11 protein-coding genes are annotated in these 12,573 nt (G+C 43.9%); 10 read left to right on the plus strand and 1 reads right to left on the minus strand.

Annotated features, from left to right (window positions below; genetic code table 11):
• Window positions 1-75: 75 nt before the first annotated feature.
• Window positions 76-2,070, minus strand: coding sequence for a transketolase (gene tkt / locus A3774_RS09635; RefSeq protein WP_067866645.1), 1,995 nt, complete (start codon window positions 2,068-2,070; stop codon window positions 76-78).
• 311 nt (window positions 2,071-2,381) lie between these two features.
• Here tkt and metK point away from each other — a divergent pair, with 311 nt between their 5' ends.
• The 10 genes from metK to A3774_RS09685 all read left to right on the plus strand — a co-directional run bounded on the left by metK (window position 2,382) and on the right by A3774_RS09685 (window position 12,504).
• Window positions 2,382-3,572 (plus strand): methionine adenosyltransferase, encoded by a 1,191-nt coding sequence (metK, locus tag A3774_RS09640; RefSeq protein ID WP_067866647.1) that lies wholly within the window; start codon window positions 2,382-2,384, stop codon window positions 3,570-3,572.
• 122 nt (window positions 3,573-3,694) lie between these two features.
• Window positions 3,695-5,824: an EAL domain-containing protein gene (locus A3774_RS09645; RefSeq protein WP_067866649.1), complete on the plus strand. Its 2,130-nt coding sequence runs from the start codon at window positions 3,695-3,697 to the stop codon at window positions 5,822-5,824.
• A 31-nt stretch (window positions 5,825-5,855) separates the two neighbouring features.
• Window positions 5,856-6,584, plus strand: coding sequence for a 16S rRNA (uracil(1498)-N(3))-methyltransferase (locus A3774_RS09650; protein ID WP_067866651.1), 729 nt, complete (start codon window positions 5,856-5,858; stop codon window positions 6,582-6,584).
• 58 nt (window positions 6,585-6,642) lie between these two features.
• Window positions 6,643-7,590, plus strand: a complete 948-nt coding sequence (gene gshB, locus A3774_RS09655; RefSeq protein ID WP_067866653.1) for a glutathione synthase — start codon at window positions 6,643-6,645, stop codon at window positions 7,588-7,590.
• A 32-nt stretch (window positions 7,591-7,622) separates the two neighbouring features.
• Window positions 7,623-8,570, plus strand: coding sequence for an energy transducer TonB (locus A3774_RS09660; RefSeq protein ID WP_067866654.1), 948 nt, complete (start codon window positions 7,623-7,625; stop codon window positions 8,568-8,570).
• 35 nt (window positions 8,571-8,605) lie between these two features.
• Entirely contained in the window at window positions 8,606-9,178 is a 573-nt protein-coding gene (locus A3774_RS09665) for a YqgE/AlgH family protein (RefSeq protein ID WP_067866657.1), read from the plus strand.
• 56 nt (window positions 9,179-9,234) lie between these two features.
• Window positions 9,235-9,711, plus strand: coding sequence for a Holliday junction resolvase RuvX (gene ruvX, locus A3774_RS09670; RefSeq protein ID WP_067866659.1), 477 nt, complete (start codon window positions 9,235-9,237; stop codon window positions 9,709-9,711).
• The gene (pyrR, locus tag A3774_RS09675; protein ID WP_067866661.1) at window positions 9,692-10,207 is read left to right on the plus strand and encodes a bifunctional pyr operon transcriptional regulator/uracil phosphoribosyltransferase PyrR; all 516 of its coding nucleotides are present in this window, start codon (window positions 9,692-9,694) and stop codon (window positions 10,205-10,207) included. The genes ruvX and pyrR overlap by 20 nt, the downstream gene beginning before the upstream one ends.
• A gap of 9 nt (window positions 10,208-10,216) precedes the next feature.
• A complete protein-coding gene (locus tag A3774_RS09680; RefSeq protein WP_067866663.1) occupies window positions 10,217-11,221 on the plus strand; it encodes an aspartate carbamoyltransferase catalytic subunit in 1,005 nt (334 codons plus the stop codon).
• 5 nt (window positions 11,222-11,226) lie between these two features.
• On the plus strand, window positions 11,227-12,504 hold the full coding sequence (locus A3774_RS09685) for a dihydroorotase (RefSeq protein WP_067866666.1): 1,278 nt from the start codon (window positions 11,227-11,229) through the stop codon (window positions 12,502-12,504).
• The last annotated feature ends 69 nt before the right edge of the window (window positions 12,505-12,573 follow it).

The following is a 12,573-nucleotide window of genomic DNA, read 5'->3' on the forward strand; positions in this document are numbered from 1 at the left end:
TATTTACCTATATAGTAGATTAAAATAGAACAGAAAAGGCCCAGTCTAGACTGGGCCTTAAGTTTCAATAGGTGATTAAAGTACTGATTTAACGGTATCTACAACATTTTCTATTGTAAAACCAAAGTACTTAAATAAGTCACCCGCCGGAGCCGACTCACCAAAGGTACGCATACCCACAATCGCTCCATCCAATCCTACATACTTGTACCAGAAATCAGCTTGCGCAGCCTCAACAGCAACACGTGCTGTGATTGCTGAAGGCAGAACCGATTCGCGATATTCCGCACTTTGTTTATCAAACAAGTTAGTTTCAGGCATTGAAACTACACGAACCTTAGTTCCTTCCGCTGCTAAAGCGTCTGCAGCATCCATAGCTAAACCGATTTCTGAACCTGTCGCTATAAGAATAGCATCAGGCTGACCATCAGTATCACGAAGGATATAACCACCTTTCCTAATATTCTCTATCTGTTCCGCTGTACGCAGTTGATGGGGTAAATTCTGACGTGAGAACACCATCGCTGTAGGGCCATCAACGCGCTCTAATGCAGCTTTCCAAGCAACCGCAGACTCAACTGCATCGCATGGACGCCAGCAGCTCATATTTGGAGTATGACGAAGGTTTGAGATCTGTTCAATCGGCTGATGGGTCGGGCCATCTTCGCCCAGACCTATAGAATCATGGGTATACACATGTATTGCACGCAGCTTCATCAATGCCGCCATACGTAAAGCATTACGTGCATATTCCATAAAGACTAAGAACGTCGCGCCGTAAGGAATAAAGCCACCATGAAGAGCAATACCATTCATGATTGCGGACATACCAAATTCACGAACACCGTAGAAAAGGTAATTACCATTAGGATCATCTTTAGTCACACCTTTACAGCCAGACCAAAGGGTCAAGTTAGAACCCGCAAGGTCAGCAGAACCACCTAAAAGTTCAGGCAATAATGGGCCATAGGCATTCAGTGCGTTCTGAGACGCTTTACGAGAAGCAATCGTTTCGCCTTTCTCATTAATTTCGTTGATCCAAGCATCCGCTTTATCAGAGAAATCGGCTGGAAGATCGCCTGAAATACGACGTAGAAGTTCAGCGGCCTCTTCAGGGTATTCTGCACGATAAGCAGCAAAACGATCATTCCACTCATTCTCTGCATGAACACCCGCTTCTTTTGCATCCCAATCCGCCGCTATATCTTCAGGAATTTCAAAAGCAGGATGTGTCCAACCTAAACGTTCACGAGTCAACGCGATTTCATCGTCGCCTAAAGGAGCGCCGTGGCAATCTTCTTTGCCTTCTTTATTAGGTGAACCAAAACCGATCACTGTTTTACAACAAATCAAAGTCGGCTGTTCTGTATTTTCTTGGGCTTGGGTAATCGCAGCACGGATCTGGTCAGCATCGTGTCCATCAACCGCAGGAATTACCTGCCAGCCATATGCTTCAAAACGTTTAATGTTATCATCCGTATACCAACCTTCAACTTCACCATCGATAGAGATGCCGTTGTCATCCCAAAAAGCGATCAACTTACCAAGACCTAAGGTTCCCGCAAGAGAACAAGCTTCATGGGAGATCCCTTCCATCATGCAACCATCGCCCATAAATACATAGGTATTATGATCAACGATCTGATGACCTTCACGGTTAAACTGCGCCGCTAAGGTTTTTTCAGCAATGGCAAAACCAACTGCATTAGTCACGCCCTGGCCTAAAGGACCGGTCGTTGTCTCAACGCCGGGGCAGTAACCATATTCAGGATGTCCTGCGGTTTTAGCATGTAATTGGCGAAAATTCTTAAGATCTTCAATGGAGACATCATAGCCCGTTAAATGTAACAGACTGTAGATCAGCATAGAGCCATGTCCGTTAGACAAAATGAAACGGTCACGATCAAACCATTGTGGGTTAGTTGGGTTATGTGTCATGAAATCGTTCCATAACACTTCGGCGATATCAGCCATACCCATAGGGGCACCCGGGTGACCAGATTTTGCTTTCTGTACGGCATCCATGCTCAGCGCGCGGATCGCGTTGGCAAGTTCTCTACGAGAAGACATTAACTAAGCTCCTGGGCAGATAGCCCAATTTGAAGATTCAGGATAATTTGCGCGCAATTTTCTCGCAGATAGCGACTCGCATCAAATAAGATTTAGCATTTATTGACAAAAATGAGTGTTTTTCATGCAAAAAGTTAAAATTCTCACCATAAGAGCCTCTTAATAATATGCATTTGGCTAATCTCACGAGTAGAATACGTCCTTAATTTTTAGGCAGGCTCATACGGCCAGACTGTATTTCTTCTTTAAACTCTCTTTTGAGTATGAAATTGAGCCGACCTTGACCACTTGTTCACAAAGGTATTTTAACGATGAGCGAATACAGCTTATTTACATCAGAATCTGTTTCCGAAGGCCATCCGGACAAGATTGCCGACCAGATCTCTGATGCCGTACTTGATGCAATCATTGCTGAAGACAAATATGCCCGTGTAGCCTGCGAAACCATGGTAAAAACAGGTGTAGCTGTAGTATCAGGCGAAATAAGCACATCCGCTTGGGTAGATCTTGAAGACCTTGTCCGTAACGTTATCTGCGACATCGGATACACGTCATCCGATGTTGGTTATGACGGTGAAACCTGCGGCGTTATCAATATTATTGGTAAACAATCTATCGATATTGCCCAAGGTGTTGACCGCTCAAGACCAGAAGATCAAGGCGCGGGCGACCAAGGCCTTATGTTCGGTTACGCATCAAACGAAACGGATGTATTGATGCCGGCACCTATTACCTATGCGCACCGTCTGGTCGAGCGCCAAGCAGAAGCGCGTAAGTCCGGCTTACTGCCTTGGTTACGCCCAGATGCAAAATCACAGTTAACGTTCCGCTATGAGAATGGTAAGCCGGTTGCAGTCGATGCTTTAGTGCTTTCTACACAGCACAATCCTGAAGTATCTCAAGCTGATTTACGCGAAGCGGTAATGGAACTTATAGTAAAACATGTAATCCCTCCGGAATGGATCACCAAAGACACAAAATTCCATATAAACCCAACCGGTAACTTTGTTATTGGCGGCCCTGTTGGTGATTGTGGCTTAACCGGTCGTAAGATCATTGTTGATACTTATGGGGGTATGGCGCGTCATGGTGGTGGTGCTTTCTCCGGCAAAGACCCTTCAAAAGTGGACCGTTCTGCTGCCTATGCAGGCAGATACGTTGCTAAAAATATTGTTGCGGCAGGTCTTGCCGATCGTTGTGAAATCCAAATTTCATACGCTATAGGCGTTGCTCAACCAACATCCGTCGCAATTAATACATTTGGAACTGGAAAAATATCTGATGAGAAGATTATCCAACTCATCAATGAACACTTTGACCTACGCCCTTATGCTATTACCACTATGCTGGATCTACTACATCCAATGTATCAGGCAACAGCAGCTTACGGTCACTTCGGTCGTAACCCATTTGAGATGGAATATAAAGGCGAGTCCTTTACCACGTTTACATGGGAGCGCACGGATAAGGCTGATGCACTACGTCAGGCTGCAAACCTATAAAAAAGTGCGAATACATAGATTTAATTAATTAAAAGCACCTTTCAGGTGCTTTTTTATTGCCTACATATTTTTATATGTCAATAATGGTAGCTTAATGCTTAATAGACAACTTGCTGTAAGTGATGACGCTAAGTAACTTTACAATAAGACAAAAATTAATAGGCCTCGTACTAATCCTTGCTTTAGGAATAGTCACGACCTCGTGCTTAGCCTTTTACTTTTCATACCAAGACACCCGATCTGGAAAACAAGAACAGATCCGAAGCATCGTTCAATCCGCTACAAGTCAGATCATATTACTTAATCAACGAAAACGATCACTTGAAATAAGCGCAGAAGAATTTGATACACGTCTACATGATCTAATTTACAGTACAGCCTACGGTCAACATGGCTACCTATACTTGCTAAAAAATGAGACTCAAATATATCTACACCCTAAGCGTAGTGATCTTGAAGGGCAGTATATAGGACAGCTGGATAGCCCAGTTGATAGCACATTGATGCTTGATGGGTTAAAACAACTCAAGGAAAAGACTGACAAATCCCATAGCTGGCTTGTCTATTGGCCAAAACCTAACAGCCAAGTCCCAGTTGCTAAACTCATCTACGCACAGCATATACCTGATACCGACTTTATACTCGGCACGGGTGTATATATAGATGACCTCTTACCTCTCTATATAAAACGCGCGTTAAGCTACTTAATCATTACCCTTACTGTATTACTCGCATCCATTGCCGTAGCCCTACTTATCTCACGGAACATTGTTCGTCCAATCATTAATTTATCATCTCAAATGGAAAAACTATCGGAAGGAGATACCGATCAAACCGTCAGATTCACTAACCACCGTGATGAAATTGGGCAGATGGCACGAACTCTTGAACGATTCAGAGAATATTTAATTGAAAACAAACGCCTCAGATATGCCCAAGAGCATGTTCAATTTCTAGAGAACTTCGACCCTGTAACACGTTTGTATAACCGTCGAGCTATGGGCGAATCATTAGAACGTGAAATCATTCGAAATTCCGAGACACAAGGACAAATCTACTTTCTTTTCATCCGTTTAGATCTACTCAGAAATTTAACAATAGAGTTAGGCGATGAACAAAGAGACCAGATCTTAATTGAAACAGCAAACCGACTTAAAGGGATCCTATCTATAAACCATCGTTTAGCTAGACTTTCAGAAGGTTGTTTTGGCTTGATGCTCATAAACAAACCAGAAGAAACAAAAGTTGATGATTTAATAGAAACGATACTCCAAGCCATAGAGTGCCCGATTAAACTGCAAAACCTGCATATTCAGATAGTCGCTCGTATAGGGGTCACCTCTTATCCTGAAGATGGTGATCAGCAATTTGAGCTTATTGGCCGCTCTGAAATCGCAGCTAAAACTGCCCGTAAACAAGAACAAAGCTGGTTGTATTTCAGCCAAATAAAGGGACAGCAGGTCGAGACAAAAATGGAACTATGGCAGGACCTATCAACCGCTATAGATGAAGACCAGTTATATCTAGTTTTTCAACCATTGTTTGATCTGAATAACAATGCAGCCCTCTCTGCAGAAACGTTATTACGCTGGAACCATCCCGATTTAGGGCCCATATCTCCAGCTGTATTTGTTCCCCTTGCTGAACAAAGTGGACTCATCTCCCGTTTAGATGACTGGGTACTTGATGCCGTTGCCAAGCAATGCAGAAAATGGCTAAATACCGACTTAGTCTTTCCAAAAATTGCTATCAACCTATCAGGCATTAGTTTCTTACGCAGTAATTTTGAGAATAAGCTCCACAATATATTCAAGCAATATAACGTACCTCTTCAACATATAGAGCTAGAGCTTACTGAAGGCGTCTTAATTGAAGATCTTGCTCGTATTCAAGACAAACTCCATCGGGTAAGAGAAACTGGCGCTAGCATCTCAATTGATGATTTTGGTACTGGTTATTCATCTCTAAGCCGTATTAAGAATCTACCTATAGATCATATTAAAATTGATAAGTCTTTTATTGATGATCTGGATGTAGATACTCAAGATCTGAAAATAGTTCAGGCCATCATACTGATGGCTCAAGGGCTACAACTTAAAGTAGTTGCAGAAGGCGTAGAAACTGAACTACAACTATCTATTTTACGTGAAGCGAAATGCGATATAGTTCAAGGCTATCTACTCAGCCGCCCCCTTTCGGTTTCTGACTTTGAAGCATTGATCGATGAAGACCTTATTATTGAAGGCGACTGAATAAAAAAGACCGGCCGGACAATACACCTCTATGAGAATACCTAGATTTTACGACCCTCAACCACTCTCAGAGGGCGATGACATTGAATTAAGTGACGACGTAGTTCAACACGTCTCCAGAGCACTGCGCATGAAACCGGGCGAATACATCATTCTATTTAATGGTGACGGATTCGAATATAAAACTAAGCTCACCCATGTTGAAAAACGTACAGTTCATGCCCATATACAATCATTAATAACCGTCCATACTGAAAGCCCGCTACAAATAAGCATTGGACAATGCATATCCCGTGGCGAACGCATGGACTATGCCGTTCAAAAAAGTACAGAGATGGGAGCACAGGCAATTTCACCTCTGTTTTCAGAGCGCTGTGAAGTCAAATTACCAAAAGAGCGGCAAGCTAAACGTATTAGCCATTGGACCCAAATTGCAGTTAGCGCGTGCGAACAGTCTGGTCGCGTATCGCCTCCGGAAATTACAGCACCTACGCAATTAAAAGAATGGTTACTCCTGCAAGATGCAGAACTTAAACTTGTTCTACATCACCATAGTGAACAACCTTTGCAGGAGATGGAAAAACCTAATTCGGTAGCCCTGCTAATAGGCCCTGAAGGCGGATTAACTGAAGAAGAAGTTGAACTAGCCGTCAGTCATGGGTTCAAACCGCTGACATTAGGCCCGAGAGTGATGCGCACAGAAACGGCACCGGTCGCTGCGCTAACCCTACTAAATTATCTATGGGGCGATTTAAGTTAACTTCCTCGCCTCAGCCTTACCTGCTTGAAGCTAGGTAATCAAATAGGACTTATAACAAATGGCAATTAAACTTGGCATAGTGATGGACCCGATTGATGACATCACTTTCAAAAAAGACAGTTCATTAGCAATGCTCTGGGCAGCTCAACAAAAAGGTTGGGAGCTGTGGTATATGGAACAACACCATCTATTTTCTCTGAATGGCAAAGCCCAAGCCAAAATGGCCCCCCTTTCCGTCGCCATGAATGAAGATGACTGGTTCACCCGCCAAGAGTACCAAACACGGGATCTATCGGATCTAGATGTTATCTTAATGCGCAAAGACCCTCCGTTTGATAATGAATTTATCTACACCACCTATCTACTTGAACAGGCAGAGAAAGAAGGCACATTAATTGTTAATAAGCCTCAAAGCTTACGTGACTATAATGAAAAGCTATTTGCCACACATTTTCCAGAGTGCTGTCCACCGGTATTAGTTAGCAAACACGATGAGCTATTACGTGCGTTCCATAAAGAGCACGGTGATGTCATATTCAAACCACTCGATGGTATGGGCGGCTCTCAGATCTATCGCATCAAAGAGGATGGATTGAATTTAGGGGTAATCATAGAGGCACTTACTGATCATGGCAAACAAACGATCATGGCTCAAAGGTATATCCCTGAAATTGTAGACGGCGATAAACGTATTCTGATGATAGATGGCGAACCCATCCCTTATGGGCTTGCGCGTATCCCAACCAATGGTGAAACACGGGGCAACTTAGCTGCGGGAGGCCGCGGAGAAGGAAGAGAGCTGACTGACCGAGAATATTGGATCAGCAAGCAAATTGCTCCAATTTTAAAAGAAAAGGGATTATTATTTGTAGGCTTGGATGTGATCGGTGATTATTTAACAGAGATAAATGTCACCAGCCCTACATGTATTCGAGAGATCGACAACCAATATGGTCTTGATATTGGGATGCAGTTAATGGATGCCATCGAAGCAAAATTAAGCTAAATACTAATCGGACAAAAAAGGCTATATAAAGAGTGAATACCGCTGCGACACAGACCGCTTCAGTTACTGAACGTTTCGGTTTCATTCTTTTCTTTGCCACTGCCCTTCACGCTATTGCTATCATTGGCATCACCTTTTCTGCGGACAACTACACACCTCCTCAAAAAACCATTGAGATAACCTTAGCTCAACACCAGCAAAAAGAAGCACCTAAGGAAGTTGATTTTATTGCCCAAGCCAATCAAACCGGCAGCGGTCAAAGCCTCAATAAACATCTTCCCACTAGCAATCAACAAGCAGACTTTCAAGATTTAAAAATCAATCCGCAAGCTGCTCAGCAAACTGCAATTTCGCCCGCTAAGGCGGAAATACAATCCGCCCCGATTGAGAAAAAGACTGTATCTAAAGAACAAAAGAAACCTCTACATACAAGTCAGGTGAAGAAAAAAGTCGTTACCACAACTCAACCGAGTCAGAAGAAAATTGCAAAAAAATCACAAAAACCACAAACGCAACAACCGGCACCAGCAACACCGGTAGGCTCAACCTCACTACTCGCTCGGAGCTTAGAGATAGCGAGCTTACAAGCCGAGATAGATAATCATCGTCAACTCATGGCTAAGCAGCCCAAAATTAGACGACTGACCTCCGCCTCTACAAAGAAAAGAGAAGACGCCCTCTATTTAGAAAATTGGCGTAAGAAGATAGAAAGCATTGGTAATTTACACTACCCAGAAGAGGCACGGCGTAACAAAATGTATGGTAGTTTGCGCCTATTAGTAGCGATAAAGCCTGATGGTGCAGTTAAAAGCATTGAGGTACTCGAATCCTCCGGCCAACCCATTCTTGATGATGCAGCCATTCGCATCGTGCGGCTGGCGGCTCCCTTCCAGCCCTTCCCTGTAGAAATGAGAAAAAGCACCGATCTTCTTGAGATAATTCGTACGTGGAAATTTGAGAAAAAAGCATACGTATACTAAGCCTTAATACAGTGCATTTAATATGAGCCTCACCTATGACCTCTTCATGCTACTGTTTACGTAATCATTTTTTAATTTCAATGCCCCATTTAAATGACCTTAACTTCTCACAAACCGTCACTTATATTTGCGACCATAGTGAGTATGGCGCTCTTGGCTTAGTTGTTAATCGCCCTATTGGTTTAACCCTGATTGAACTATGCAAACACCTCAACCTACCCTACTCCTCACTGCCTGACCAACAAACAGAGATTTATAGCGGCGGCCCTCTCCACAGTGATCGAGGCTATGTATTACATAAAGCAAACTCTCCTTTAGAGTGGACATCAAGCCATCTTATTGCCGACGATATCTGTCTCAGCACATCAACAGAATCAATAGAAGCGGCGGCAAAAGGCCACTTCAATCATCATTACTTAATCGCTTTAGGCTGCGCGAGTTGGGGGCCGAATCAATTGGAAGAAGAGATGATTGATAATGTATGGTTAAGCTGCCCCGCAAATTCAGATATACTATTCGATATGCCTGCAAGTAAACGGCTGCAGGCAGCAGCATCCATTTTAGGCGTAGATCTTGACCTACTGTCAACACATTCGGGGCACGCTTAAGACTGATCATTATAGCGCAACTTAGTTGAGCCACTGTTTTAAGGTTTTAAGCATAAATGAGCAATTCTGTTAAACAGGCATTGGCCTTTGACTTCGGCACTTTACGTATAGGTATAGCAACGGGCCAATCCATTACTGGCACCGCGACCCCACTTGAACCTATAGCAGCTAGAGACGGCATCCCCAACTGGGAGCAATTAGCCAAAATAATCTCAGATTGGGCTCCTGATGCGCTGATCGTAGGTATCCCTCTCAACTATGACGGGACAATCAGCGATATGGCCTACCGTGCCCGTAAGTTTGCAAACCGCCTAAATGAACGCTACAAAATTCCATGCTTCTTGATGGATGAGCGTCTATCAACCGCCGAAGCCAAAGAGATACATTTCGCCGCAGGCGGTAGCGACAATTTCAAAAAAGAATCCGTCGATGGAATTGCTGCTCAACTTATTCTAGAAAGCTGGTTTAATTGCGATATTCACATTCCTAGCCATACTCGTTTGGAAGAAGTATATGATCTCAAGCACCCTTAACACCTCAGCACTGCTAGATAAAATGAAGCAGGAACTTACCGATCTGCTAGCCAAAGACAACAAAACTGACCCTCTGATGATCGGTATACATACAGGAGGCGCATGGCTAGCTCAAAAGCTGCATCAAGACTTAGGCATCAAGAGCCCCCTTGGCACTTTAGATATATCATTTCACCGTGATGACTTTGATCAAGCGGGTTTAAACCCCAAAGTTCAACCATCTAACCTTCCCTGCACAACAGAAGGCCGACACATTTTACTCGTCGACGATGTTATTATGAGCGGTAGGACAATCCGAGCAGCGCTAAACGAACTATTCGATTACGGACGCCCAGCCTCCGTTACCCTTATTACACTGCTTGATCTGCAACAACGCGAACTTCCTATACAAGCCGATATCATCGGCGGGAACTTAGTGATAAATCCAGATCAAATAGTAAAACTTACCGGTCCAGAGCCTCTTGCCCTGGAAATCCGTAACAGATCAAAAGACTGAGTGAACATCATGCTTGAACACACGGATCCTAGTCAGGTTCAACTCACTAAAGATGGCGAGTTAAAACACTTCATTACAACGGAACACCTCTCTCGAGAGGTGTTAACTGAAATTCTAGATACCGCCGACTCTTTTGTAGATCTGGGTGCCAAACAGGTAAAAAAGGTTCCTCTGTTACGCGGAAAAACCGTCGTAAACCTATTTTTTGAGGCCAGTACCCGCACGCTATCAACTTTTGAACTCGCGGCTAAACGACTCTCTGCCGATGTACTTAATCTCAATATAAGCACCTCATCCACATCAAAAGGGGAAACATTAAAGGACACCTTAATGACCCTCCATGCGATGCACTCGGATATGTTTGTTGTACGCCATTCAAGCAGCGGAGCGGCCCATTTTATCGCGGAGCATGTTACCCCAGACGTTGCCGTAATTAATGCAGGGGATGGTCGCCACGCTCATCCAACCCAAGCAATGTTAGATATGCTTACCATTCGCCAAGCAAAAGGTGCATTTGAGCCGCTATCTGTTGCTATTGTCGGCGACATTCTGCACTCACGGGTTGCTCGCTCACAAATTCACGCTCTCCGCACATTAGGCGTGGAGGACATTCGCGTCATTGCACCGAATACTTTACTCCCTCACCATATAGAAAGTCTTGGCGTAAAGGTCTACACCAACATGCAACAAGGCATTAAAGATGTAGATGTAGTAATGATGCTTAGACTACAAAAAGAACGTATGAATAGCGCGCTATTACCAAGCGAAAGTGAATTTTACAAACTGTACGGTTTAACTATGGATAAATTAGCTCTAGCTAAGCCAGATGCGGTTGTAATGCACCCCGGCCCCATTAATCGCGGTGTCGAAATTGCCTCATCAGTGGCCGATTGTGATCGATCATTGATTCTCGACCAAGTAACCAATGGCATTGCCGTTAGAATGGCTGTGATGTCTATGGCTGTAAGCGGACAAACAAAGAGCCGTTCCAATAATAATGGGACGGAGGTATAAGATTCATGAATATCCTTATTAAAAACGGACGACTCATCGATCCAGCCAATAAGATCGATAGCATTACTGATCTCTATATTTCTAATGGTCATATTGCCAGCATAAACACAGCGCCTGAAGGCTTTGTAGCTGATCAGTTAATCGATGCCAGTGATAAAATTGTCTGCCCCGGTTTAATTGATATATGCGCCCACGCTCGTGAGCCAGGCCCATCTCAGAAAGGTTCTATAAAAACAGAATCAATGGCAGCGGTTGCCGGTGGGATCACTACGATGATCACCCCACCCACAACCAATCCAATTATCGACACACCCGCCGTTGCCAAGCTCATTAAAGATCGCTGCACAGAGGCTGGAAAACTTACGATTCATCCCATGGGTGCTTTAACAAAAGCACTTGAGGGTGAGCAACTCTCACCTATGCATGCACTTGCCTCCTCAGGCTGCATAGCTTTTACAAACAGCCGCAACGCTATTGCTAACTCCCTTGTGCTTACCCGCTGTTTAGAGTACGCAGCAACTCATGACTTCTTAGTCGTATTTCAAGCTCAAGATGCAGCGTTAGCACAGGGTGGTTGTATGCATGATGACAGTACTTGTACTCGTCTGGGCCTCAATGGTATCCCTGAGTCTACAGAAACCGTCGAAGTCGCTCGCTGCTTGCTGTTAACAGAGCAAACCGGCGTAAGAGCACACTTTGGACAGCTTTCCTGTGAACGCTCCGTACGCATGATCGCAGAAGCGCAAGAGAGAGGACTTCCAGTCACTGCCGATGTATCTATTCAAAATTTATTGTTAACTGATGAAAACGTTAATGGCTTCAATAATAATTTCCACCTAATACCTCCGCTTCGCAGTCAATTGGACAGAGCCGGTTTGATCCAAGGTTTAATAAGCGGCACAATTCAAGCAATCTGTTCCGACCATCAGCCCCACGAGCGAGCTGCAAAAGAAGCGCCCTTTGCTGATACAGAGCCAGGTATGATTGGGCTTGAAACTTTACTATCTTTATCTTTATGGCTTGTAGAGCAAGAGATGTTAGACCTGCCACAACTGATTGAGAAACTAACACTAGCGCCAGCGGCTATATTAGGTTTAGACGCAGGTAATTTAGCCATTGGACGTAAAGCAGACATATGTATTTTCGATCCTAAAGCGGAATGGATGCTGACACCTGAAACAAGCTACTCCCGAGGCAAAAACACCCCGTTTATGGACCATCCTCTAAAAGGGAAAGTAACTAATACGCTTCATAATGGCCAAGTTGTCTATTCAGCCAATTAGACCTGTAAGTTATATAAGTGACACACAAAAAAGCCGGAGTGATTACGCCGGCTTTTTACAACATACAAC

This window comes from Neptuniibacter marinus (assembly GCF_001597725.1).
Taxonomy (GTDB): domain Bacteria; phylum Pseudomonadota; class Gammaproteobacteria; order Pseudomonadales; family Balneatricaceae; genus Neptuniibacter; species Neptuniibacter marinus.